Source organism: Lentilactobacillus kefiri (assembly GCF_007989105.1).
Taxonomy (GTDB): Bacteria; Bacillota; Bacilli; order Lactobacillales; family Lactobacillaceae; genus Lentilactobacillus; species Lentilactobacillus kefiri.
In genome coordinates this window covers 1-24420 of sequence record NZ_BJVK01000030.1, presented here as the reverse complement: position 1 = coordinate 24420, position 24420 = coordinate 1, and the positions used below count along the sequence as shown (strand labels likewise).

Annotated in this window: 22 protein-coding genes and 1 pseudogene; 9 read left to right on the top strand and 14 right to left on the bottom strand. The window is 42.6% G+C overall.

The window, feature by feature from the left end:
• Positions 1-15: 15 nt before the first annotated feature.
• On the bottom strand, positions 16-1053 hold the full coding sequence (lplA, locus tag LKE01_RS09255) for a lipoate--protein ligase (protein WP_054769532.1): 1038 nt from the start codon (positions 1051-1053) through the stop codon (positions 16-18).
• A gap of 842 nt (positions 1054-1895) precedes the next feature.
• Between lplA and LKE01_RS09250 the strand changes: the two genes are divergently transcribed.
• On the top strand, positions 1896-2132 hold the full coding sequence (locus tag LKE01_RS09250; RefSeq protein ID WP_054769533.1) for a hypothetical protein: 237 nt from the start codon (positions 1896-1898) through the stop codon (positions 2130-2132).
• A 40-nt stretch (positions 2133-2172) separates the two neighbouring features.
• Here the strand turns inward: LKE01_RS09250 and LKE01_RS09245 are convergent, their stop codons facing one another.
• The gene (locus tag LKE01_RS09245; RefSeq protein ID WP_054769534.1) at positions 2173-2679 is read right to left on the bottom strand and encodes a pyridoxamine 5'-phosphate oxidase family protein; all 507 of its coding nucleotides are present in this window, start codon (positions 2677-2679) and stop codon (positions 2173-2175) included.
• A gap of 181 nt (positions 2680-2860) precedes the next feature.
• On the opposite strand from LKE01_RS09245, the gene LKE01_RS09240 reads away from it, so the two are divergent.
• A complete protein-coding gene (locus LKE01_RS09240) occupies positions 2861-4186 on the top strand; it encodes a dihydrolipoyl dehydrogenase family protein (protein ID WP_054769535.1) in 1326 nt (441 codons plus the stop codon).
• 318 nt (positions 4187-4504) lie between these two features.
• On the opposite strand, the gene LKE01_RS09235 is transcribed toward LKE01_RS09240, so the two are convergent.
• From LKE01_RS09235 to LKE01_RS09220, 4 genes and pseudogenes are all read right to left on the bottom strand, one after another.
• On the bottom strand, positions 4505-5569 hold the full coding sequence (locus tag LKE01_RS09235) for a PTS sugar transporter subunit IIC (protein ID WP_056983135.1): 1065 nt from the start codon (positions 5567-5569) through the stop codon (positions 4505-4507).
• Position 5570: 1 nt separating this feature from the next.
• Positions 5571-6566 (bottom strand): D-2-hydroxyacid dehydrogenase, encoded by a 996-nt coding sequence (locus tag LKE01_RS09230; protein ID WP_179286818.1) that lies wholly within the window; start codon positions 6564-6566, stop codon positions 5571-5573.
• A 15-nt stretch (positions 6567-6581) separates the two neighbouring features.
• Positions 6582-7760, bottom strand: coding sequence for an aminotransferase class I/II-fold pyridoxal phosphate-dependent enzyme (locus LKE01_RS09225; protein WP_056983132.1), 1179 nt, complete (start codon positions 7758-7760; stop codon positions 6582-6584).
• A gap of 280 nt (positions 7761-8040) precedes the next feature.
• A pseudogene (locus LKE01_RS09220) lies at positions 8041-8757 on the bottom strand (demethylmenaquinone methyltransferase).
• A 62-nt stretch (positions 8758-8819) separates the two neighbouring features.
• Here LKE01_RS09220 and LKE01_RS09215 point away from each other — a divergent pair.
• On the top strand, positions 8820-9734 hold the full coding sequence (locus LKE01_RS09215) for a 1,4-dihydroxy-2-naphthoate polyprenyltransferase (protein ID WP_056983126.1): 915 nt from the start codon (positions 8820-8822) through the stop codon (positions 9732-9734).
• 9 nt (positions 9735-9743) lie between these two features.
• Here LKE01_RS09215 and LKE01_RS09210 read toward each other — a convergent pair whose 3' ends face one another.
• From LKE01_RS09210 to LKE01_RS09185, 6 genes are all read right to left on the bottom strand, one after another.
• Positions 9744-10796 (bottom strand): SGNH/GDSL hydrolase family protein, encoded by a 1053-nt coding sequence (locus LKE01_RS09210; protein WP_225364691.1) that lies wholly within the window; start codon positions 10794-10796, stop codon positions 9744-9746.
• A 271-nt stretch (positions 10797-11067) separates the two neighbouring features.
• On the bottom strand, positions 11068-12012 hold the full coding sequence (locus LKE01_RS09205) for an L-lactate dehydrogenase (protein ID WP_056983122.1): 945 nt from the start codon (positions 12010-12012) through the stop codon (positions 11068-11070).
• Between the two features lie 94 nt (positions 12013-12106).
• Positions 12107-13180 (bottom strand): hypothetical protein, encoded by a 1074-nt coding sequence (locus LKE01_RS09200; RefSeq protein WP_056983120.1) that lies wholly within the window; start codon positions 13178-13180, stop codon positions 12107-12109.
• A 303-nt stretch (positions 13181-13483) separates the two neighbouring features.
• Positions 13484-14407 carry an L-lactate dehydrogenase gene (locus LKE01_RS09195; protein ID WP_054769537.1) on the bottom strand — a complete coding sequence of 308 codons (924 nt, stop codon included), beginning with the start codon at positions 14405-14407 and terminating at the stop codon, positions 13484-13486.
• Between the two features lie 315 nt (positions 14408-14722).
• A complete protein-coding gene (locus tag LKE01_RS09190; RefSeq protein WP_056983118.1) occupies positions 14723-16363 on the bottom strand; it encodes a peptide ABC transporter substrate-binding protein in 1641 nt (546 codons plus the stop codon).
• A gap of 380 nt (positions 16364-16743) precedes the next feature.
• On the bottom strand, positions 16744-17373 hold the full coding sequence (locus LKE01_RS09185) for a histidine phosphatase family protein (RefSeq protein ID WP_056983116.1): 630 nt from the start codon (positions 17371-17373) through the stop codon (positions 16744-16746).
• A gap of 368 nt (positions 17374-17741) precedes the next feature.
• Here LKE01_RS09185 and serC point away from each other — a divergent pair, with 368 nt between their 5' ends.
• From serC to LKE01_RS09155, 6 genes are all read left to right on the top strand, one after another.
• The gene (gene serC, locus LKE01_RS09180) at positions 17742-18818 is read left to right on the top strand and encodes a 3-phosphoserine/phosphohydroxythreonine transaminase (RefSeq protein ID WP_054769538.1); all 1077 of its coding nucleotides are present in this window, start codon (positions 17742-17744) and stop codon (positions 18816-18818) included.
• 11 nt (positions 18819-18829) lie between these two features.
• Positions 18830-19996: a phosphoglycerate dehydrogenase gene (locus tag LKE01_RS09175; protein ID WP_054769539.1), complete on the top strand. Its 1167-nt coding sequence runs from the start codon at positions 18830-18832 to the stop codon at positions 19994-19996.
• 215 nt (positions 19997-20211) lie between these two features.
• Positions 20212-20385: a type II toxin-antitoxin system HicA family toxin gene (locus LKE01_RS09170; RefSeq protein WP_109249122.1), complete on the top strand. Its 174-nt coding sequence runs from the start codon at positions 20212-20214 to the stop codon at positions 20383-20385.
• A 20-nt stretch (positions 20386-20405) separates the two neighbouring features.
• Positions 20406-20816 carry a type II toxin-antitoxin system HicB family antitoxin gene (locus tag LKE01_RS09165; RefSeq protein WP_056983114.1) on the top strand — a complete coding sequence of 137 codons (411 nt, stop codon included), beginning with the start codon at positions 20406-20408 and terminating at the stop codon, positions 20814-20816.
• 151 nt (positions 20817-20967) lie between these two features.
• On the top strand, positions 20968-21282 hold the full coding sequence (locus LKE01_RS09160) for a DMT family transporter (RefSeq protein ID WP_056983112.1): 315 nt from the start codon (positions 20968-20970) through the stop codon (positions 21280-21282).
• 117 nt (positions 21283-21399) lie between these two features.
• The gene (locus tag LKE01_RS09155) at positions 21400-21951 is read left to right on the top strand and encodes an NUDIX hydrolase (RefSeq protein ID WP_054769542.1); all 552 of its coding nucleotides are present in this window, start codon (positions 21400-21402) and stop codon (positions 21949-21951) included.
• A 55-nt stretch (positions 21952-22006) separates the two neighbouring features.
• Here LKE01_RS09155 and pyrC read toward each other — a convergent pair whose 3' ends face one another.
• Positions 22007-23278, bottom strand: a complete 1272-nt coding sequence (gene pyrC, locus LKE01_RS09150) for a dihydroorotase (protein ID WP_054769540.1) — start codon at positions 23276-23278, stop codon at positions 22007-22009.
• A 21-nt stretch (positions 23279-23299) separates the two neighbouring features.
• Complete coding sequence (locus LKE01_RS09145; protein ID WP_054769541.1) at positions 23300-24247, bottom strand: aspartate carbamoyltransferase catalytic subunit; 948 nt, start codon at positions 24245-24247, stop codon at positions 23300-23302.
• Positions 24248-24420: the final 173 nt, after the last annotated feature.

Genomic DNA, 24420 nt, shown 5'->3' with positions numbered 1-24420 from the left:
GATATAAAATAATATTTAACTAATCTTAGTTTTCTCCAACAACAAGTCTGTCAACTCATCAGCCGAAACATCTCCAAGATTGCCTTTAATATCAACTTTATTCAAAGCAGCGACCAAAGCATCTTTCGTAAGTTTAACACCGTTCAGGACCTTTTCAATTACTGAAATATCACCGCCAGTGATGAAGTCACCATATATTTTAATATCAGAAATCGTATTTCCATTCAATGAATAGTTGAAGCTGACCGTTCCGATATCATAATGTTTGGATACATAATAATCAAAGCCGGGATTCTTTCCATAGTTCCACTCATCAGTATCATATTTGCCTTTCAAACGCTCATCGATAATCGACCAGTCGTGATCGTTCAAATGATAGGTTTCAATGTCATCCAATGATTTGGCGTTAAACAACCGCAACAGTAAAGCCCTCTTAAAACCTTCAATATCCAAATTCTGGAATTCGGGTTTCAAGAATGGCTTAACATTAGTGACCCGGCTTTCAACAGATTTAACCCCTTTGGATTCCAACTTGTCCTTTTCCGGAGTCAGAACCTTGGTGGCCACATCCATAGCCAAATCAAACATCAACGTCCCACCGGCCGCATAGGACTTGCCGACCTTAAACATCGTCATCCCAGAAAACTTTTGGTTGCCAATCACCATATCGTTTCGGCCGCGCATCTCGGCATCGGTTGCGCCCATGTCATGCAAGGCATCAATGATTGGTTGGGCAAAATATTTAAAGTCACCAAAGTGCTCATCATCGTTAATTACAATATTTTCAAAAATAATATTGCCATAATCATGGTAAACAGCACCACCACCGGAAGTCCGTCGAACCAGCTTGATACCCTTTTCCTTCAAATAAGGCATGTTGACTTCGGCGTATGCATTCTGATTAACGCCAACAATAACCGCCGGTTGATTAACATACATAATTAACCCGTAGCCGGGGAGCTTCAAATCATTTACAAGGTAATTATCCAAAGACTGATTCACAATCGGATCATAGACAGGCTTGCCATTTCTTGATGTATCAATAAAGAACATAGATGAACCTTCTTTCAAATCCAGGAGTTCTGGAACCGCTACCATCATGATAGAACGAAAGTTGGCGAATGTATACGTCAGACGTCAATTAGTGAATTTTTTATGAAGATTGTGAGGATTTTGTGACCGTTCTGTGAAGGTTGTCTGAACTTATTGGTTAAGGGGTTGTGGGGGGGGGGGAACTACTGGCGTACCATTAATTTCATAATATATTATGAGTTGATGAAAAATTAAGGGGTGATAGTATGACTCAAAAAATGAAACTGTCGCGTTCAGCAACTAATTTTTTGATAAGATGGGCCATCGTTGGTCTTGCCTTTATCCTCATCCTATATCTACGAGGATCCTTAGATGTCCACCCAACAAATCTCAATTTACTATCCTTTAAATCCTTGAACACCAGTGTGACCATTGTGTTGGAAATACTGTTCGCGTATTTAGTGGCTTCATTCATCCCCATCCGAAGAATTGTTCTCGTCCCAACATGTATTCTTGTTTTTACGGCTGATTTGTACTTTCTACAATTCATTTTTAACCTTTTAAGTGGTAAGGTTACAGCAACACTGCTGTATGCAGTCATCACATTGTCATTTGCCGGAATAATCTATGAGTTGTCTATTATCACGGCTAAAACTATTGATAACTTGAAGTACCAGGAATCCAATAATCACATCAATCGATGGCAACATTCTTTAAGATCAGCCATCAAGTTAAAGTGGCACCCCCTGATAATGTTGTTAGTTTTTTACATATTCACCTTGTCATTCACCAAGTAGTTTAAGGTTCGAAAAGAGAATAATATTGTCAAAGTGCTACAGTTTACTTGTAAGGAGATGGTTCCAATGACAATGCAGCAACTCCGTGACCGCATGATCCAATACTTAACAATCACAATTCCGCTTGCAACACTCATCGTTTCAGTGCTTTCACTATGCTACTTCATGTGGTGGAGTGGCGATCATTCAAGCGGTGCCTTGCTCTATAGCTTAATGCCATTTGCCCTGGGCATCCTGATTTCAATTCCTGGTTGGTTTTGGAGGCGTGAAGCGCAAAAGCATGATTCAAAATCAAACTCATAAAAAATAAAGCATTGACCTCAAATTTGGTCAATGCTTTTTATTATTTGAACTCGGGATCATCACCACCATGAGCTTTGGCAGTATACGACTTCACCGTAATTTTAATAACGCCAACGTATTCGATTGTCTTCTCTGAAACATCAAAATCAGCCAGTTTCTGACCGGTTTCATGCCCCAACAGCAATTGTAAAGCGTGCTTTTTAGTCTCTGGATCATCCACCAGTTCAGCATCCCCATAGCCCATTACACTACGATAAGCAAAACTCGGGGTGTTTTCCTTGGGATCTTTAGGAACCATTAATTGCCCACCGTCGTCAATTTCAAACCCCATCCGGCCGTCTTTTTTGATCAATTCACGTTTGGTACCCTCCGGCGCACCGTGAATGTACAACGTCAAATGGTTATCCCCATCAAATTCATAGGCAAAGTTGGTTGGCACAACGTATGGATAATCGTCCGTTCTAAACCCACTATGAATCACGTGGGAATCTTTTAGTATCTGTTTAATTTCATTAATATCAGTGACTTCCCGATCTTTTCTGCGCATACGATCAGCTCCTCTTGTTTTTATTTTAAGTATAACGATTTCAACACTATGCGTACATAACCAGTCTCGAGAGCTGGAAACTTTTCAGGCCAATTCATTGCACACAACCTATTTACAGGTTACGCTTTGGTTAGTTCAAGATATAATCGGTTTTTACTCAGAATTATAGGAGGCTTATTTTATGGCAAATTATGATTATGACGTTTTATATATCGGTAGTGGCCACGGCACCTTTGATGGCGCAATTCCACTAGCTGCCCGCGGCAAAAAGGTCGGCGTAATTGAATCCGGCTTAATTGGCGGCACCTGTCCGAACCGTGGCTGTAACGCCAAGATCGCTTTGGATGCACCGGTTAAATTAACTCGATTAACTGAAAAACTCCAGGGAATCGTTAACGGCAATCTTTCAATTAACTGGACCGAAAACGAAAAGCACAAGCAGGAAGTCATCCAGGGGTTGCCTGACATGATCGGTGGCTTAATGAAGTCGGTTAACATTGACATCATTAAGGGTCACGGATCTTTCCAAGATGCCCACACTGTGTTGGTTGGTGATGAGTCTAAAACAGCAGAAAAGATTGTCATTTCAACCGGTCAACATCCACATCGCTTAAATATTCCCGGCACTGAATTGGCTCATGACAGTGCTGACTTCATGAACTTAACCGACTTACCTGCCAACATCACAATTATTGGTGCCGGTTATATTAGCATGGAGTTCGCAACAATTGCCAACGCTGCCGGTGCCAAAGTCACAGTGATTACCCACGGTGACAAGGTCTTACGGAAGTTTTACCAACCATACGTCAATCAAATCGTTGCTGATTTGAAATCTCGTGGTGTTGAATTTATCAATAATGCCAAAGTTTCTAGTTTTGAAAAAGATGGCAATAACTTCATCGTTAATTACGATGGCGGCCAAGTAAAGACCAACTGGATTTTGGATGCCACCGGCCGGGTACCAAACGTTGATGATATTGGTTTGGACAAAGTTGGCGTTGACTACACTAAAAAAGGCATCAAAGTCAACGATCATCTGCAAACCAACATTGATAACATCTACGCTTCAGGTGACGTGATTGACAAGGATCAGCCAAAGCTCACGCCAACCGCAATCTTCGAATCCATCTACCTGATGCACACATTTGCCGGTGATACGACTGACGCTATTAACTATCCGGAAATTTCATCGGTTGTCTTCACCTCACCAAGAATCGCCAAGGTCGGTGTTTCTGTGGAAGACGCTAATAAAGACGACTTCACGACCAAGGAAAACCACCTGCCGGATGACTGGTACCGACAAGTAACAAAGGAAGATATCGGCGACAACACATTAGTATATGACAAACAAAATCACTTGGTAGGCGCCACTGAAATCAGTGACCAAGCAGAAGACGCAATCAACGCATTGTTACCGGCAATCGTATTCAAGTTCGAGCCGGCACAATTGGAACGATTGGTAACATTGTTCCCAACAATTGCGGCGGATGCATGGGGGCAAATTTAAAGAGTGTGACGAGCAACGTTTTGACACGGAGAGCTAAGGCCGCTTTGATTTAAATTCCGCATTTGGATTTGAATCAAAGTGGCTTAGATCGCAGTGTCAGTTGCGTCGCCAAGTAGGCTAGACAGGCTTTCAGCCGGTCGTCGAAACACGTTTCCACTATATAAAAGGAAGCCACCAAAAAGTATAATTCACCAAGTAAAACCACAAGAAATCCCACCATATCTGGTGGGATTTTTCTTCTCTAATAGTTAATGTTTCGCAAACGGCTTCCATAACAGAAGCCAACTATCAACCTAGCTGCTAATTGACTGACATCTATTAATAATTCAACTCAAAATCTTGTGAATCAAAATAATGGAACTTGGCTTCAAATAGATAATTACTAACAAGTCCGAGGGCAATCGGAATCACAAAGAAAAGCAAGGTGACTAATCCGATGTTCAGTATATTGGCATTTCCATAACCATTAATTGCAGCAATCGGGCCGATCAATCCGGCGAATCCAAATCCGGCAGACATCGGCGTCCCGGAAACGCCAAACAGCGCACCAAGACCACCCATAATCCCTGCATTTAAGACAACCGGAACAATGAGTCTGGGCCTGGATAAAATGTTGGCCATCTGCATTTTGGGCGATCCTAAGAAATGCGCCAACGAGGTTCCAACTGAATTGACTTTCCAACCATAGACTGCCAAGGCAAAGCTGGCAGCAACAATCCCCAAGTTGGCTGACCCGGCAGCAAGGCCATTGATCCCAATGGCGGCTGCAATTCCAACGGAGGAGATTGGTGAAACGATCAGAATCGAAAAGACCATTCCAATCAAGATGCCCATCACAATTGGCTGAAGTTGGGCTAATTGCTCAATCCCCAGACCAATCATTTGGGTAATTGCCCCGACCGGCTTCAAAGTCAGAACCCCAATACCACCGGCGATGATCAGCACCAGCAATGGAATTAACAAAATTGTGTATGCTTTTAAAGCTTGGCCAAGCAGTGCAATGATCAAATAACCGATCATGATTGTAATCGCAATATTAATCACATCGCCACTGCCAGCGACCACGTACGAGGTTCCCTTCAACTGAAAATTACCGGCACCGGCAATCGCTGCCAATGCCAGTGATGACGTTTGAATCGGTGAAAAGCCGGCCATCATGCCAACACAGACGGCACTGACGGGTGCCATTAAGACGGTGGCCATCCCCGTTAATGTTAGAAAGAAAGCAGCCTGTGGAAATACCGGAAGCAAAGCCTTTAACAATTGATTAAGCAAGGCGCCGGGGACCAGAGCAACAATAATTCCGATTGACAGTCCGTTCAGCGTGTTCATTATGAGGTCACGGCCATTTAGCCGTGTTGATGGTTCCGATATTATATTCATATTATTCTCCTACTTCGTGGGGACTCTTTTGACCATTCAAAATAGTGACAACATCATTCAAAGAAATCTCAATCATGTTCTGCACAGCCACTTCAGTGTAGAAGCCAATATGCGGCGTTACATTGACGTTTGGCATTGCCAGCAACTTCTTCAAGTTATCGTTATCGATCTGCTTGCCGGTCAAATCCTGACCAACAATGGTATTTTCACCTTCAAAGGTGTCAATCGCAGCAGCGGAAATTTCCTTATTTTCAAGTGCGGAAACCAACGCACCAGTATCGACAACCTGGCCTCTGGAAGCGTTGATGAAGATAGCTGTTGGCTTCATTTTTTTGAAGACATCTGCAGTAATCATCTGGTTGGTTTCATCCGTTAAAGGTGTATGCATGGTGACAATATCCGCAGTTTTAAATACCGTATCATGATCAACGTAAGTCAGGGTATCGTTTAACTCTGGCCGATGAACCGGATCAGCGGCGATAACTGTTGCACCCAAAGCTCTGAAAATTCGGGCAACGGCACTCCCAATTTTACCGGCACCGATAATCCCAACGGTCAACGTATGAATTTCACGGGCTTCAATACCCTTCCAGCTGAAGTCACCATGTTTCTCACGTTCCTGAACCTCACCGATATGGCGAAGCAGGCCCATGACATCGGCTAATACCAGCTCACTGACAGAACGTGGTGAGTATGCCGGCACATTGGTAACGACCAAGTCATTTTTCTTTGCCTGATCCAAGTCAATGATTTCAAAACCGGTAATCCGCAATGTAATTTGCTTAATGCCAAATGAATGCAGCTTCTCATAGATCGACGGATCGGAAATGGGACCATGCTGCTGAATAACAATGCCATCGTATCCCTTGGCGAGATCGACCGTTTCGGTGCTTAACGGAACGGAATTCGTATCAACTTGAATGCCATTTTGCTTAACCCATTCATTCAATGGCTTTTGTTCATCTGGTCGGACATTGTACATTAAAATTTTCAAGATAATTCAGACTCCCTTTTATTTAACTGATTGTTTGTCAACGTATTTTTGAATTCGACTAACTGCTTCTTGAATGTTTTCTTCACTAGCAGCGTAACTGATTCGGACGTAGCCCTCACCACCTGGCAGGAAGTATGAACCGGGAATTAATGCAACTTTGGCTTTCTCGGCCAAGTCATAACAGAATTCCTCACTATTTTGGTTCAAGCCGTCAGGGATCTTTGCGAAGACATAGAAGGCACCGTTGGGTTTAGGACAACTGAACCCGGCTTTTTCCAAACCGGCAACCAAGAGATCGCGGCGCTTCATGTATTCATTCTTCATAGGCAATGCGTCATCCATGCCGTTCTTAAATGCTTCTTCGGCGGCAACTTGAGTGTTGGTGGCCAGCGACGTAATTGTAAATTCACTGACCTTGGCAACTTCATTAATAATGTCCTCAGGTCCGCAAATCATGCCGACTCTCCAGCCGGTCATGGCGTGGGATTTGGAAACTCCGTTCATCACAAGGGTTTGTTCCGGCAGAATTGAGCCCATTGAAACATGGGTGCCATCGTATGTTAATTCACTATAAATTTCATCACTCAAACAAATGATATCGTGTTTGGAAATCACATCAGCCAATTTTTGAAGATCGTCCTTGTGGTATGTAACACCGGTTGGGTTGTTCGGGAAGTTCAAAATAACTGCTTTAACAGTGTCTTTGTTTGCTTCAATTGCTTCAGACAATTTTTCTGGCGAAAGAACAAAACCATTGTCGGAGGTATCAACGAAGATTGGCTTTGCGCCAGCCAACATGAGGATTGGAACGTATAATGGGAAAATTGGTGTTGGGACAATGACTGTATCACCAGGATTAATCATCGCAGTTAAGGCCGCATAAATCGCACCGGTGGCACCGGCCGTCATGATAACCTGCTTGTCGGGATCGTAATTCAAGCCATATTTTGTATTCAAGAAGTTGGCAGCCGCTTGACGGAGGCCTTCAATTCCCCGTGAATTGGTGTAATGACTCTGATTGTTTTCGATCGCCTTGATGGCAGCCTGCTTAACGTGTTCCGGGGTATTGAAATCAGGCTCACCCAAAGTCAGCTTGACGATATCCGGAATCGCTGAAATTTTTGCGTTGAAAGTTAAAATTGCTGCTGGTGTTAAAGATGCCACCCGTTTGTTCATCTTGTCCGATAATTTACTCATTATATATTCTCCTCCTAAATAAATTGGGTCCCCAAAGTCAATGGACTGACTGTGAGGACCCACCATAGGTTTAATCCCGCACAGTCAACTCAGTGATCTGTGCGGCCTTAATTTGCATTACGAAATGCTCTTGGCTTATCCACAGATCACACTTGGAAAAACCAAAAGTAATATCGACAACTATTCATTTGGATGTTTAATTGATGTTGCATAATTAAAATCTCCTTAGAATATGTTAAACACATGATAACGTTATTAATCTTGTGAATCAAGGGAAATTTTAAGATTGCTTGGTTCCAAGGTGAAAAGCTGCCGCTCCAAAAGTAAATTGACGGTAGCTGACATCGGTGAGGCCAGCGTTTCGAAACATTTCAGCCAATTTGGCTGCCGACACAAATTCTGCGGTTGTCTGCTGCAAATAGGAATATTCGCGATATTTATTCACAGTTAATTTTGCCATAATTGGGACCAACTTAAAATAGACTTTCCATCCCAGCTTCACAACTGGATTCGTCGGTTTTGACGTCTCAAGACAGGCAACCCGGCCATGCTAGCGAATCACTCTGGTCATCTCACGGAGAACCTGGTTGGCATCCGGCACGTTACGCAAGCCAAAGCCAATGGTTGCCAAATCAAACTTGTCATCGGTATACGGCAGGTGCATGGCATCCCCCCTTAAAAAAGTTATCCGATCCTGCAAACCGGCAGCAGCTACTTTCTTTTCGGCGATTTTCAGCATCTGGTCACTAAAGTCGAGGCCGACAACCTGTCCGGATGGCCCAACGGCTTTAGCCAGTGCAATCGTCCAATCCCCCGTGCCGCAGCAGACATCAATCGCAAAAGTGCCGGGTTGAACATTGAGCTGCCTCATCACCAGCTTGCGCCAGTGCTTGTGGTTTCCGAGACTAATCAGGGAATTCATGCTGTCATAATGATCGGCGATTTGATTAAATAATGATTCAACTTTTGGTTCCGGGGTTTTATTTGTCAGGCTCATTTTCCTGCTCCTTTGTTATAATGGTAAGTGTTTTTGAAATAATTGATTTATTGGAGGTCAAGATGAGTTTATCAACTTTTGCCGAACTAGTCGAACTCAGGGCTAAGGCAGCCAGTGTTTTCCCGTTTTTCACGGGACTGTTTTTCAGCTGGTATCTACTCGGTTCAGTTAACGGCCTGTATGCTGTGCTCTTTTTTATCGCAATGATTCTATTCAACATGACCGTCGATACTTTGGACAACTATAACGATTACATGCATTCCAGTGAGGACAAATGGAAAAGCGACACAAATATTATTGGCCGCAAGCACATTTCGTTAAACCTTATCCGCACAATGATCGTTGGCATGATTGTCCCTTCCGCATTAATCGGGCTCTACCTGGTTTTCGAAGTTGGCTTGCCATTGCTGTGGATGGGCTTAATTTGTTTTGCCATCGGGATCATGTATTCATCAGGTCCACATCCAATCTCAAGTACCCCATACGGAGAAGTCGCTTCCGCATTTGCAATGGGCATCATGATCACGCTGATTTCAGTATACGTCAACTCCTATCAGATGTTCGTGTGGAAAGCATCCCTGCTGGGTCAAATTCTACTGGCATCAGCACCACTATTCTTTTGGATTGCCAACATCATGCTGGCAAACAATATCTGTGATGCACACGAAGACAAGGTCAACCATCGCTGGACGATTGTGCACTATATCGGCGTTAAAAATGCGCTAATGATGTTTAACTCCGCAAACGTTATTGCTATCTTATTAGTCTTTTATGCCATGTACATTGGCGTTTTTCCACTTGCACTATTCTCGATTTTATTGGCGATTCCCTTAATCATTAAGCAATCACTGATTTTTAATCATGAACAGATTAAAACCAAAACGTTCGTGTGCGCAGTTCAAATCATGATTTTTGGATCACTGAGCATGTGTATCGGATTCTTAGGCTATTGGATTTACACACTGTTTGCCAACTAATCACCCAACTTAATGCTTAATCAACCATTTTGCCAAATAATAACCCAGCTTCTGAGCAGTCCTGGCAGTCGGATGAATTTTATGATCCTGCAGGGCAACGGTTCGGTTACGGGCGTCAATCACATTCGGAGCAATTCTGTCAAAGTTCACGACAGTTGCTCCGAGTTTTTTGTATACCCGATATTCGGCAACTCTCAATTGATTCAGGGTGTAACCATACATATTGGGAAGATTACCACAGTCTTGACCGAAGTTACCAAATCTGGAAATTGGTAATATGCCGTATACCTTTGCTCGGGGATTAATTCTGCGGATATATCTGATTTCCCAATATAAATGGCGGGACACGTTGGTCAGACTACCGGATCGTGACCAATTAGTATAATCATTGGTTCCGATATGAACGAAAATGATGTTCATCTTTTTAATAGTCCGTCGATTGTGCCGAAGAACAACGCTTAGATCTCTAGGAACAACCTTGTTATATCTACCGCCTACGTATCGATATTCATGACCGACAATCTGGGCGTTGGGAACTGCTTCATTTCGTAGCTTGGGTTTGGATCCCAAGTACTTTCTTGTCCAATCGGGATAGGAATCGTTCAGATAAAAATGAAAACCATCCCAGCCAGAAGGAATCGAGTCACCAAATACTCCAATCCGTTTATGGGCGAATCGTTTACCAGCTGATGGTAATGCAATTTTAAACGACTTTGATGCAATGCCTTTTACTTGAGAATGAAATACCCAATATGTATATCGTCCATTGGCACTTTGAAGTTCAAAGATGATTTTCTTTTTGCCGTTAATTGAGACTTTGGCAAAACGCTGCCGATACCAGGCGGTCTTTCGGTAATGCTTAGTGGTGACGTAATGCTTGAAGCTCAAACTGGTATATAATTTGGCGTGCTTTTTGACCGCATACGCGTGGGAATGAATGGGTGCGACTTCCTGAATTTGAACTCGTTGAAACCCTGCGGCTGAAGCATTGGATGAACACGTGATAAATATTGCTGCGCCAGCTAAAATGAGCACAGCAAAATAAGCGATACGATTTCTCAACAATTGAAAACTGCCCCCTCAGACATAGAATATGAACATTATTTAAAAATAACTCTTTTCGCATGAAGACAAGCTGTTTTAATTATAATATAGTTTGGATACCAGACAAAATACAAAATGGTAACAAAATGCCTTTTTATCAATCATCCAAACGTACTAAGACAAAAATAAACAGGAGTGAGTCAAAGATGGCTCACTCCCGTTTCGTAAAAATTGGTTACTCGATTTTAATATGCATTAGTTAATGAAAAAGTGTTCTATGGCGTTATCATTATTCGGTCGCAAAATTATTTTCTTTTGATTCTTCAAATTTTTCTTTAATGATGTTGGCGCAATTTTGAAGCTTATCAAGTTCTTCATCTGTTAAGTCAAGTTGCAGTTGTTGGATAATTCCGTCACGCCCCACAATTGCGGGATATGACAAGTATGAATCAAGTTCCTCGCGGTAATTGGATACCGGTAATTCAGTCTTGGCATCATTTAACACAACGTTTGCCAAGCGCACAGCCGCACTGGCAATGGCATAGTTCGTGTAGCCCTTGCCACGGAAAACTACGAAGCCGTCCATTCGAGCATCTTCATCAATTTGGTCGAGATCCAAGCCCTCTTTGACTGCCAGTTCAGTGATTGGCTTACCAAGAACCCGAACCGTCGACCATGCGGTAAACTGTGAATTCCCGTGTTCACCCAAGTTGTACCCGGAAACGGAACGGGGATCGATATCCAGCTTCTTGGCAACGGCACGTTTCATTCGTGACGAGTCCAATAAAGTTCCGGTTCCAATGACATGCTTCTTCGGCAAACCGGTAACTGCCTGATAAATTGATGTGATTGCGTCAACCGGGTTGGTAATCACAATTAAGATTCCGTTGAAACCGGAGTCCTTAATTTTCCCCGCAACCGAAGCAGCTGCCTTTTGTGTGAACGGATATTCGATAAATCGGTCGTTGCTTGGGTTGTCACGTTGTAACTGAAGTTTGCCAATTGCAGAAATGACAATATCTGCGTCTGCCAGCTCACCGTAATCGTTCACGGCGATGTTAGTATGGGTTGGCAGGTTGGCCATTGCATCTTCAAAGTCCAAAGCATCCGCTTTAACCTTTTTCTCATTAACGTCGATTAAGACCAAATCATCCGCAAAGCCGCCGGACACTATGTAATGAGCCACCGTTGAGCCCACGCTTCCCATTCCAATAACACCAATTTTTCTTGTCATCAAATCACCTCAGAATTTTTTATAATGATGAAATCATAACACACTGAGATGTCAGTTCAACACCAAATTTTCATTTAATGAGATTTATTCCAATTTAGTGGAATGTATTTTGCCAAATATTTGCCGTCAAATAAGGCAACTGCCTTGCCCGTTTTTGAATTTCTTTTAACCGATAAGTCAGCATCCGATTAAATGACCGGCGAAAGTCTTTGCCGTTAGTTGCGTGCTCAGTTCCGGAAAATCTCTGAATGCCGCTATTATCCCGATATTCAATCGTAATGTCACGCATCAGCCACTCGTGATTCTTCATATACCGCATGACGGCGTTCGGTGTCGATACCGCCAAACTTATTCTGGTCAAAAATTGTTCATTATCAGCCTGATCACGGTAGTATGCGGCTTCCCGTGCTGAAATATAATTTGTATCGGCCACAAGCAACTGATTGTCCAGTAGCGACTGAAACTTATTATAAACTGTGAGCTGACGAGTTCCTTCCGGGTTATCGTACTCAATACGACTGAGCTCATATTCCTGATGAGCATTGAGTTCCTGAGTAATGTGTTGCCTGGTCCCAATCTCCCCAGTCATTTGAACATGAAAGTTATTCATAATAAGTGGCATGTCCAACGTGAACACCATTTTTGAAATTTGAGGGGCCGTCAAAATTGGCAGAACTTTTTCAACTAACAGTCTTATCAACGGTTCTTCCAATACATTTAAGAATCGGTTGGGGTGAATCGTTAAGGTCACTTTGACATCATGGCTTGGGCTCCCGGGTATCCGCTCACTGGTAATCGCAAAGTATTGACTAACTGTATAGCCAAATCCAAGCGGGCTGCGGACGACATACTGGGTCGCATCAAACAATTTATAGTCATGATAAAGAATAATACTTTGATAATCATCCTGACCGGTTACCGGCTCTTCACCATTCCGCTGCTTTTTTGGAAATTTGGCCACCAGGCTTTGAAGCCTGAGGTACTGCTGCTGGCTCATGGTGCTGGTTAAATTGATCGTTTCAATTTCAAACTGCAGTTTTTTAGCTGGATAATTGATCCGGCGATGGGAGAATAATTCGGTCATTTTCTGTTGATAGGAATAATTCAGGCTGCGATACTCAGCTGAATTGTATCCATTTGGGTGAAACGCTTGATCGTTATTTAGCAAAATTTATTGCTCCATTCATTATTAATTGCTTCAATTCTAGGTCGAGCATGCCACCATGTCAAACTCGAATTTATTTTTGTGGCAACGTTGACAGACCGATTCTTTCGCGTTATAATATAAGTATATTAACAATTCGAGTTAGATAATTTGATTTAAACCTTTGGTGCTTCAGTACCAGAGGTTATTTTTTTGTCCCAAAACGAACATTGATAAGCAACGTTTCCAGGATCCTTACAATGCTAAAAGCCCTCCAAGAATGATAGTATTCTTGGAGGGCTTGATGATTTACTTTATATTGAGTGATTATGCCATTGATTCTTTAAACTTCGTCTTAATGTAGTTAGCGGAGATTTGGAGTTTCTTTTTCTCCTCATCGGTTAATTCTAATTGCACCTGTTCGATAATTCCGTCACGGCCGACAACTGCCGGATAGGATAAGTAAGTTCCAAGTTCTTCACGATAATTGGATACCGCCAATTCAGTATGGGCATCGCTCATAACCGTATTTGCCAAGCGAACGGCAGCGGTATCCACACCGTAGTTGGTATATTTTTTACCGTGGAAGACGTTGAAGCCACCTTCTCTGGCAGCCTTATCCAAAGCATTTAAATCAAGCCCACGTTCTTTTGCGACCTCAGTGATTGGCCGACTGAGTACCCGAACCGTTGACCAGGCAGTAAACTGAGAGTTTCCGTGTTCACCTAAGTTGAAGCCGGTTACCGATCGTGGATCCAAATTCAATTCTTTGGCAACGGCCCGCTTCATTCGTGACGAGTCAAGTAACGTTCCGGTTCCGATGACATGTTTCTTGGGAAGTCCCGTAATCTGTTGGTAAATAGAAGTAATCACGTCAACTGGATTGGTAATTGCGACAATGATGCCGTTAAAGCCTGAGTCCTTAATCTTTTGAGCAACGGATTTAACCGCCTTGCTGGTAAAGGGTAATTCAGCAAACCGATCATCGTTGGGATTATCCTGCAGCTTAATGTTTCCCAGGGCTGAAATAATCACATCGGCATCCTTCAATGCTGAATAATCATTGACGGTAATGTTGGTGTGAACCGGTAAATTCGCCATTGCGTCTTCAAAATCAATTGCGTCGGCGTTTACTTTGTCTTCATTAATATCAATTAATACCAAGTCATCTGCGAAACCGTTGGCAACTATGTAGTGTGCAGCGGTAGAGCCTACGTGGCCCATTCCTATAACGCCAATTTTTCTTGTCATCTATTATCACCTCAAAAGTATTTGTTGAAACGATTTTATCATGTTAAGTGAGCATTTTGTCATAAATCTCTCATTTTATTCTAAATAAATTTTGCATCATAAAAGGTGTCCAAATGAAAAGGGGCTGAGACAAAATCATTCACTTTTGTCCAGCCTCTTTTTTCGTTATTCCATATTACTTTGCTAAAACGTGCGACAATCGGCTGATCCCAGCCATTTAAGAGCATAAATCAATCATTCCAAAACCAGGAATAATCGATTTATGCTCTTAAATTCTGGGATCAAAACGCCTCTTGTCCCACTCTCATCTTTTTTCTATTTCATATAAGCATACTTGTAACTCCACTGAGTTCCGGCTGTGTTATGAATAATGCCTTTTACAGCAGGCTTTTGCAGGTATGACGTTACTTGTTGGTACAGTGGTGTCATCCCCTGATCCGCATTAAATAACTTAGCGGCTTTTACCAGATCAGACCAACGTTTGTCAGCGTTGTTGGCATCCTGATTTTGAGCCTGTTTGATCAGTTTATCATAGGCAGCATTACTGTACTTGCCACTATTGTATGATGTGCCAGTCTCTGGAATCTGCAGGAATGAAATTGGGTCGTTGAAATCAGCACCCCATCCTGAAAGTGAGAGATCGAAGTCACCTTTTAAGACTTCCTGATTAGCAACCTGACCCGGAACATTTCTGATGTTCAGCTTAAATCCAGGCAGATCCTTTTGAAGTTCCGACTTCATGTACTGAGTAATTGGGCTGCTTGTCGGGTCATCATTGGAAGATGTGATGGTCAACGTCACGTTTTTGGTTCCCAAGGCTTTAAGCCCCTTTTGCCAATGCTGCTTAGCCAACTTAACGTTATAGTCCACAGTGTTGGGAACGGACTGTTCCTTGGCAAAGTCTTCGCCGGTCTTAGGATTCTTGGCAAGACCTGAAGCCACAAAACCGGTTGGGGTATCGGAGCCGTCTCCTAAGACCTTCTTGGTAAGCTGCTCACGATTGATTGCCAGTGAAATGGCCAATCGGATATCTTTATTGCTCATCGCCTTACGCTTGGTCAGGTTGGCATCCTTAAAGTTGTATTTAATATAGCCAATATAAGAGTACGGATATTGTTGAAATTCTTTATTGTTCTTATAATGCTTAACTTGCTCGTTTGAAAGTGGCGTTAAATCAAGTTTACCTTGTTGATACAGTTCAAGACCGGTAGATGGGCTGGCAACAACGGTATACTTGATTTTATGAAGCTTAACAACGCTCTTGTCCCAATACTGATTGTTCTTAACGAACTGCCATTTGTTGCCGGTCCCGTTCCAATTTTTGATGGTAAAGGGTCCTGAGTAAACCATGTACTTGGAGTTGGTACCGTATTTCTTGCCATATTTATCAACAACTTTTTGATTTTGTGGGCCAAATAAAGGATAGGCCATCAATACTTTGAAATAGGCAATTGGCTTTTCAAGTTGAATCTGGACGGTCTTGCTGTTGAGGGCTTTGATCCCGATCTTATCCGGTGATAATTTACCGGCATTAACCTGATCAGCATTCTTAATGCCACTGAAGAGATAAGCATAGGTCGACTTGGTGCTTGGCTTCAATGTTCGGCGCCATGAATAAACAAAGTCCTGAGCGGTAATTTTGTCGCCATTACTCCATTTAGCGTTTCGGAGCGTAAACGTCCAAGTCTTACCGTCTTTGGAAACTTTGGCGCTCTTGGCAAGTCCTGCCGTTGGTTTACCGCCCTTTCCCAATCGGTAGAAACTCTCAAAGGCATTACCGGTTGAACCGTAACCGGTTGATTTGGAAATATCAATGGTATCAAGTGGCGCGGTTGAGCTGAGATTTAAAGTTTGCTTCTGACTGTTGGACTTGGTTGCCGTTTGGCCACATGCGGCCAGTGTAATGGTTAAAATACCGACAAAGGCCAACAATAACAGTGATCTGAATTTTCGCATGATTATTCCTCCAAAGAATGACTAATTTTCGTTCACTTCAATCAACATCTGACTACACACAGCAACCGCCACCTTCAATATTTTATCGTTCGAGGTCCATTCATCTTGATAAACAAAAAGAGTGCCTCACCCAACGCTAAACGCTGAATGAAGGCACTCTTGGTATTCATGATTTTGGATGGCATCCCAAACTTTTAGTCTGAGAGCCTTATCCTAAAATCGAATCGTTTACCAAAGAAGCCACGATCAGCGCTAACCTGAGCTTGACACATTGAACAGCACATGAATTTAGCAACTGACATTTGCATGAATGGCTTCCTCCTCTTTCGTTACTTGATGCAATAAATATAAATGATTAGAAAACGTTTGTCAAACGTTTGTTAAAAATGAGAATTAACAACCCGATTGTAGTATCTGAGATAATACGAATTATTTGAAACGTCTCTGGTAATCCGGGTGACACTGGTGTTGTCCGGCTCTTCAATGACCATCATATCTGTCGGGCGACCGATGGCAGCCAATACCGCAGCTTTAATCGTAAAACCATGGGTGATCAAAACAATTTTTTGGTCAGGATACTTAGCTGAAACTTCAGTCATGAAAGCATCGATCCGGTCAATCACATGGGAAAAAGTCTCACCATCCGCAACGGCGGCATAAGTCGGCAAAGCATCATTGAGAACATGATCGAATAATTCCGGATATTTGCTCATCAGATCGGCGTTCTTTTCACCATCCCAGCTGCCATATGAAATTTCCAGAAGCCGTTTGTCATAAGTTACCGGTAAGTTCGCGTCTCGATTTAAGATGGCTGCAGTATCCTTTGTCCGCTGTAGTGGGCTTGCAATGATTTGATCCGCAAACGAGATATCGAAACCTTTCCGCAAACTTTCCGCCTGTTTCTTTCCGGTTTCCGATAAATAGGTTATTTCTGTATTAATGGTCCCCTGCTTCAGTCCGGCAGCATTTGCGGCCGTTTGGCCATGCCGTACAAAGTAAAAGTCAGTCATCTAATTGCCTCCAAGTCACTTATCTATTATTTATTGAATTTACCATGTTATTTATGCACTTGCAAACATTCATGTTAGAAATATATTCAAGAATAGTGTTGCTTTTATCTGAGAGTTCTGTTAAATTCTAATTATAAGAAATGGAGGTCGTTCACATGAACATTATTTTAGCTGCCAACACAATGACATCATCCTCCTGGTCCACAGTCACATCTGTGTGGGCTATCTTTTGAAATGCATGATTTTACAAAAGGCCTTGCATAGATGAATCTTTTTCATCACTGTGAGACCGCTAATAACGCAAGTTTGAAGCTCTCACAGTCGATAAGTCTGTGGGAGATTTTAATTTTAACAAAGGAGATTTGGTAATGACTATCTATAATTTTGCGGCTGGGCCCGCAACCCTTCCTGATTCGGTAATTAAGCAAATTCAAGACGAACTGCCTTCAATTAATGGCAGTGGCATGTCCATCATGGAGATTTCACATCGTTCCGCATTGTTCGACAATATCATTAACACCGCCGAACAAGACGTGAGAGATTTGATGCACGTTCCCGAAAACTACCATGTCTTGTTCTTCCAAGGGGGTGGCACAGGGCAATTTGCTGCGATACCAATGAATTTGGCAACCAATCACAAACGGATTGCTTTGTTAGACAGTGGTCACTGGGCATCCCGTGCCGGCGATGAAGCAACCAATCTCGGTTATCAAGTCGACGTGCTGGCATCCACCAAGGATCAGCATTACCAAGAACTGCCGCACTATGATGAGCCAATCTCCTCAAATCAATATGATTATCTCCATATCACAACCAATAACACGATTGAAGGAACCGCGTATCACAAGATTCCGCAGCACGGTGATGTGACATTAGTCGGCGACTTGTCGTCCAACTTCATGGCCGAAGAATATAATGTCAAAGACTTTGGCTTAATCTTCGGTGGCGTTCAAAAGAATCTTGGACCAGCCGGAGTCACGTTGGTAATTGTCCGTGATGATTTGGTCAAACCGGTTAAGCACATTCCAAGCATCCTCAACTACAACTTGTTTGTTAAGAAAAATTCGATGTTTAATACCCCACCCGTCTTCAACATTTACGCAACCGGATTGGTCCTGAAATGGCTGAAAGACCAAGGTGGCATTGCCGAAATCGAAAAGCGCAACAAGCAAAAAGCATCCCTACTCTACGATTTTCTCGACGATTCAAAATTATTTGCCAACCATATTAAAGAATCCGACCGCTCGTTAACCAACATTCCATTCACAACCGGTGATGAAGATTTGGACAAACAAGCCATTCAAGCAACTGCCGAAGCCGGCTTAATGAATCTGAAAGGTCACCGAAGTGTCGGTGGCCTGCGGGCAAGCCTATACAACGCAATGCCGCTTGAAGGTGTTCAAGCCTTAGTCGACTGTTTACACAACTTCGAAAAACAACATTAGGGGGAATTCACATGTATCAAGTAAAAACATATAATGCAATTGCTCAAGCCGGGTTGGATCAATTTACCGACAACTACCAAATCAATAAAACCGACGATGCGGATGCCTATCTTATTCGTTCGGTCAATCTTCATGACCAAAAGTTCCCAAAGAGCTTAAAGGTCATCGCCAGAGCCGGTGCCGGATTTAACAACATCCCACTGGATCAGGCAACTGAAAATGGCACAGCAGTATTTAATACCCCCGGAAGTAATGCCAACGCCGTAAAGGAATTGATCATCTCATTATTAATTGCATCATCACGAAATCTCTTTGCCGCGGCGGACTATGCTGCCCATAACAGTGGTGCCGACATTTCATTACGCACTGAAAAGGATAAGACCAAATTCAAAGGAACTGAACTAACTGGTAGAACTTTGGCAGTTATCGGGGTTGGCCACGTCGGCTCACTGGTTGCCAACGCCGCCAGTGCCCTGGGTATGAAAGTGATTGGCTACGACCCTTATTTGTCGGCTGATGCCGCATGGCACATCTCGACCACCATCACCCGTGCCAACACTCTGGGGGAAGCTCTCCAACAGGCAGATTACGTGACCGTCCACGTTCCAAAGAATGAAGAAACAACCGGTTTAATTGGACCTGAGCAAATGGAAATCATGAAGGATGGCGTCAAGCTGTTCAATTACTCGCGTGACGGGATTGTTGATAACGAAGCAGCTGTGGATTACTTGGATGCCCGCAAGATTCGAACTTACTATACCGACTTTGGTGAAAACGTCTTATTAAATCGTGACGATGTCGTTGTTACGCCACATATCGGTGGTTCAACCCTGGAAGCTGAAGCGAATGGTGCCACTCAAGGTGCCAACACCATCATGACCTATTTGGAAACCGGAAATATCGAAAATTCAGTTAACTTGCCAAATCTCAAGGTGCCGTTTAACACCCCCTATCGTCTTACTCTGATTCATAAGAACATTCCCAACATGGTTGGTCAAATTGCGACTTTGCTGGCCGAAGCCGACATTAACATCGAAGGTATGAGCAACGCAGCTCGTGATGGGGTTGCCTACACGATCGTTGACCTGGATGATCTTAAAAACGAAGAGGAACATAAGCTGGTTGATCGGTTGAGCAAGATCGATGCTGTCTATCGAGTACGAGTGCTACAGAAATAAAAATATTAATCCATAGAAGTGAACTGGCCCCTTACAACCAAACAAATTTTGGTTGTTAAGGGGTCAGTTTTTTGTACTCTAATAAATAATTATGCTGTATTTCACCGTAATTATATTTATAAGGCAGCTACGGATGCACGACAAAGATACTTTGTATCTGTTTGACGTACGTACGGCGCACGTATAAAATATAAGAAAGTGGGGACAATATCTCCATGAAACGAAAATATCTTTTGAAATTATTTACTCACGGCGGATGGTATTTGTATCGACATGGTGGAAATCATGATATTTGGACTAATGGCAAAGATAAAGAAGTCATACCAAGACATCCAGACATCAATGAATTTCTTGCAAGAGATTTAATTCGAAAGCATCACTTGAAATAACATATTAAATGGAGGCAATCATGAAAGATAAGATAGTTGTTTATCCGATCATCATTTCCAAAGATCCAAAAGATAAGTCAGTCCCTTATATTGTCAGCATTCCTGCATTAAATGGACACACTCAAGGAACTTCAATCGAAGATGCCATCGAAATGAGCCGTGATTATATTGGCTTAAAAGTCATGGATTTAATTGATGATGGGATGGCTGTTCCCACTTCAATCTATGATATTCCAAAAACTGAACCGGATGAGTTGTCCACATTAGTAGATGTCAATATCAGTGCCTATCGTCGACAACATGATTCTCAACCAGTCAAAAAAACAGTTAATATTCCCCACTATTTAAATGAAAGAGGTATGGAATCAAATATTAACTTCTCAAAGCTGCTCACACAAGCTTTGGAAAGAAAACTAGGTGTCAAGAAGTAGCACCAAAATTCACTTTCAAATTCAAATGTGCTACACTAATATCAACTTCATATTCGACTGCCACCGGGCAGCAACTTTAGGTACTTTTTACAATTCCGTTAGGTCTTAGAAGGAATTGTGAGGGGTACCCTTTTTCTTTAGGAGGATTTTTATGAATTGGGTATTTTTAGTTATTGCGGGAATCTTTGAAGTTGTTTGGGCAACCGCCATGAAATATAGTCACGGCTTTACTAATCTAATGCCATCCATCGTCACAATTGCCGGCATGCTGATCAGCTTCTTCTTATTAGCTCACGCGACGAAAACACTACCGCTCAGCATTGCCTATCCGGTGTGGACAGGAATTGGTGCAGTTGGAACGGTCATTGCTGGGATTGTTTTGTTTGGGGATAAAATTTCTCCAATTACGTGGGGATTTGTGATCTTACTGCTCGTCAGCATCGTAGGCATTAAAATGACCAGTTAATCAGGTTATGAGAAATATGATATGATTTATTCAGCGTGTAAATTCATTTATCATATTTCCAATCAAATTAAGCTCAGTTGCTTAATGTTGCCTTTGGTTGAAAAAGGAGATCAAAAAATGTTCAAAACATGGCATCAACCCGGAAAGATTCTTGATGATAAGAATGTCTATAAGGGCCGCGTGTTTGCGGTTGATCAGCTTCATATTAAGACACCAGACGGCTTGAAAGTGGAACGGGATCTTATCAAGACTGATCCGACAATCACAATTCTCGCCATATCACCTGATCAAAAAGTGGTTATGACCAGTGAATACAGAGCCGGTGTCAACAGTGATTCAGTTTCCGTTCCTGCGGGAATTGTGAACCCGGGTGAAACGGCTGAGCATGCGGCAGCCCGCGAACTGCGTGAAGAAACCGGCTACGTCGCTAAGTCCGTGACCAAAATGACTCGAATTACTTCTTCTGAAGGTTTTATGGATCAGTTTGCTGATTTAATGCTCATTAAATTCAATCCAGAGGAACGGGTTCCCCGCCATTTTGACAAGGATGAATTCGTCAACAGTGAATTGGTGCCACTTGATCAGGTAGTTGAATGGGTCAAAGAAGGCAAGGTGAACACCGCCCAAGCCGTTTCATCAATTGGCTATTATATGATGTTTCTTAAATAACAAAAAAGCTATTGTTCACCGAGTTAGGAGTCTCGATAAACAACAGCTTTTTAATTTATTTTGAATAGACGATTTTTCCATCCACCAAGGTCATCACAGTGTCGCCATATACGGTTTCGCCTGTGAATGGTGAATTCTTACCTTTTGATAAGTACTCGCTCTCTTTGATTTCATGTTCATCTTTCAAATCAAAGATTGCAATGTCAGCCGGCTTGCCCACTTCAAGGGTTCCGGCATTTTTCATTTTAAACACGGATGCAGGTTTGTTGGTCATCCAGTTAATCAATTGTTCCAAAGTGAATCGACCGGTCTTAACAAATCTGGTGTACAGCATGCTAAATGCCGTTTCACTTCCGGTAATTCCAAACGATGCAGTCGCAATTGATTGATCCTTATCTGCCTTGGTGTGTGGAGCATGATCGGTGGCAATCATATCGATGGTGCCATCCAGCAATCCTTCGATTAATGCTTGTCGATCATCCTCTCCACGCAGAGGCGGATTCATTTTATACATTGAATTGTCTTCTTTTATGTTTGCATCTGATAATAACAAATGATGCGGTGATACTTCCGCGGTCACGTTAATTCCGGCTTGTTTAGCAGCTCGAATCACGTTGACGGTATGTTTGGATGAAGCGTGGCAGACATGGTAATGAACACCAGTTGCTTCTGCTAGGATCACATCTCGGGCAACCTGTGACGTTTCACTAACCCATGGCATTTCTTTCATGCCAAGACGCTTGGCTGCTCCACTGTTCAAGACGCCGCCGTATGTTAAGGCATCATCTTGAACGTGTTCAACAATTGCCATATCCAGCTTAGCGGCATGTTGCATTGCTTCATACATCGTACTGCTCTTTTGAATCCCATTGCCGTCATTGCTAAATGCAAAGGCGCCGGCATCCTTTAATGCTTTGAAATCAACCAGTTCATCACCGCCACGATTGGTCGTGATAGTTGCATATTGCTTGATATGAACAACCCCATCGGATTGGTTCAATTTAATTAAAGCTTCTATATTATTAACCGAGTCTGGCGCAGGGGTAACATTGGGCATTGCACAAACGGTGGTAAATCCACCATGAGCTGCTGCTTCACTACCGGTCTTAATCGTTTCCTTGTCTTCTTGACCAGGTTGACGATAATGCACGTGCACGTCAATCAAGCCGGCACTGACAAAGTTCCCTTTGGCATCAATCACATCATCAACACCATCAGTTGAAATCTTAGGGGCAATTGCTGCCACCTTGTCATCTTCAATTAAAATATCGCGCTTAACTAATTCTCCATGATCAAGGACTTGTCCGTTGGCAATTATGCGTTTCATCAGTTGAGATTCTCCTCGCTATTAATATTCTTCCTTAATAAGGTCGCGGTTACGAAGCATGCTGGTCATGAGTGCCATACGGATAAATACACCGTTATGCATTTGTTGGAAGATTCGTGATTTGTCGCATTCAACCAATTCATCAGCAATTTCAACACCGCGGTTAACAGGAGCTGGATGCATAATGATTGAGCGTTGTGGCATTCTTGATTCACGTTCTGCAGTTAAACCATATTGTTCATGGTACTTTTCAGCAGAGAAGGCGCCGTTCTCGTCGTCAGCAATTCGTTCGTGTTGAACTCGTAAGAACATCATAACGTCCATATTTTCTACCAAATCGTCGATTGGCATCCATTCACCATATTTGGCAAATTCTTTGGTGTACCACTTCTTTGGTCCGCCGAAGTATACGTGAGCGCCAAGCATGGTCAAAACTTCCATGTTGGAACGGGCAACTCGTGAGTGGGTCAAGTCACCAACGATGGCAACTTTCAATCCTTCAAAATGACCAAACTCTTCATATATAGTCATCATGTCAAGTAATGATTGTGATGGATGTTGACCTGAACCGTCACCACCATTGGCAATTCCAACGTGGATGTTTGGATCAGCGATTAAGTCTTTGTAGTATTCGTTCTTTCGATCACGGATGGCAACCAAGTCAACGCCGATAGCTTGGAATGTCTTAACTGTGTCACTCATTGATTCGCCTTTGCTTAATGAGCTGTTTGAAGGATCAAAGTTGACAACTTGAAGTCCTAATTTACGTTCTGCCATTTCAAAGCTGGTATGAGTTCGTGTACTGCTTTCAAAGAAAAGGTTGGCAGCGTATACTGGCCGCTTCAATTCAATTTGCTTTCCGGCCTTGAAATCCTGTGCTTCATGGATGAATGATAAAACATCGTCGGTTGAAAGGTCTTCCATACTTACAACATTTTCAAAACTTACCGGTTTAGTAATCTGCATCATTGTGATTTCCTCCTAAAATTAAAAGCGCCTTGCCGTGTTCGCAAAGCGCTCGTTATGTGTAGGAAACCACATTTCAGACGTTTTGCTCTCACGGGAACAGTTAAATCGTCAATAAGAATCTAGATATGTAACAAAAAACCTCTTTACCGCGTTCGGTAAAGAGGTTTTAGTGG

Excerpts from the sequence above, each read along its gene's own strand:
- LKE01_RS09155 (WP_054769542.1), top strand. The coding sequence starts at position 21,400 with ATGTTCAAAACATGGCATCAACCCGGAAAGATTCTTGATGATAAGAAT.
- LKE01_RS09160 (WP_056983112.1), top strand. The coding sequence starts at position 20,968 with ATGAATTGGGTATTTTTAGTTATTGCGGGAATCTTTGAAGTTGTTTGG.
- serC (WP_054769538.1), top strand. The coding sequence starts at position 17,742 with ATGACTATCTATAATTTTGCGGCTGGGCCCGCAACCCTTCCTGATTCG.
- LKE01_RS09190 (WP_056983118.1), bottom strand. The coding sequence starts at position 16,363 with ATGCGAAAATTCAGATCACTGTTATTGTTGGCCTTTGTCGGTATTTTA.
- LKE01_RS09225 (WP_056983132.1), bottom strand. The coding sequence starts at position 7,760 with ATGAGTAAATTATCGGACAAGATGAACAAACGGGTGGCATCTTTAACA.
- LKE01_RS09245 (WP_054769534.1), bottom strand. The coding sequence starts at position 2,679 with ATGCGCAGAAAAGATCGGGAAGTCACTGATATTAATGAAATTAAACAG.
- LKE01_RS09235 (WP_056983135.1), bottom strand. The coding sequence starts at position 5,569 with ATGAATATAATATCGGAACCATCAACACGGCTAAATGGCCGTGACCTC.
- pyrC (WP_054769540.1), bottom strand. The coding sequence starts at position 23,278 with ATGAAACGCATAATTGCCAACGGACAAGTCCTTGATCATGGAGAATTA.
- LKE01_RS09240 (WP_054769535.1), top strand. The coding sequence starts at position 2,861 with ATGGCAAATTATGATTATGACGTTTTATATATCGGTAGTGGCCACGGC.
- LKE01_RS09165 (WP_056983114.1), top strand. The coding sequence starts at position 20,406 with ATGAAAGATAAGATAGTTGTTTATCCGATCATCATTTCCAAAGATCCA.
- LKE01_RS09185 (WP_056983116.1), bottom strand. The coding sequence starts at position 17,373 with ATGACTGACTTTTACTTTGTACGGCATGGCCAAACGGCCGCAAATGCT.
- LKE01_RS09175 (WP_054769539.1), top strand. The coding sequence starts at position 18,830 with ATGTATCAAGTAAAAACATATAATGCAATTGCTCAAGCCGGGTTGGAT.
- LKE01_RS09170 (WP_109249122.1), top strand. The coding sequence starts at position 20,212 with ATGAAACGAAAATATCTTTTGAAATTATTTACTCACGGCGGATGGTAT.
- LKE01_RS09215 (WP_056983126.1), top strand. The coding sequence starts at position 8,820 with ATGAGTTTATCAACTTTTGCCGAACTAGTCGAACTCAGGGCTAAGGCA.
- lplA (WP_054769532.1), bottom strand. The coding sequence starts at position 1,053 with ATGTTCTTTATTGATACATCAAGAAATGGCAAGCCTGTCTATGATCCG.
- LKE01_RS09195 (WP_054769537.1), bottom strand. The coding sequence starts at position 14,407 with ATGACAAGAAAAATTGGCGTTATAGGAATGGGCCACGTAGGCTCTACC.
- LKE01_RS09250 (WP_054769533.1), top strand. The coding sequence starts at position 1,896 with ATGACAATGCAGCAACTCCGTGACCGCATGATCCAATACTTAACAATC.
- LKE01_RS09145 (WP_054769541.1), bottom strand. The coding sequence starts at position 24,247 with ATGATGCAGATTACTAAACCGGTAAGTTTTGAAAATGTTGTAAGTATG.
- LKE01_RS09205 (WP_056983122.1), bottom strand. The coding sequence starts at position 12,012 with ATGACAAGAAAAATTGGTGTTATTGGAATGGGAAGCGTGGGCTCAACG.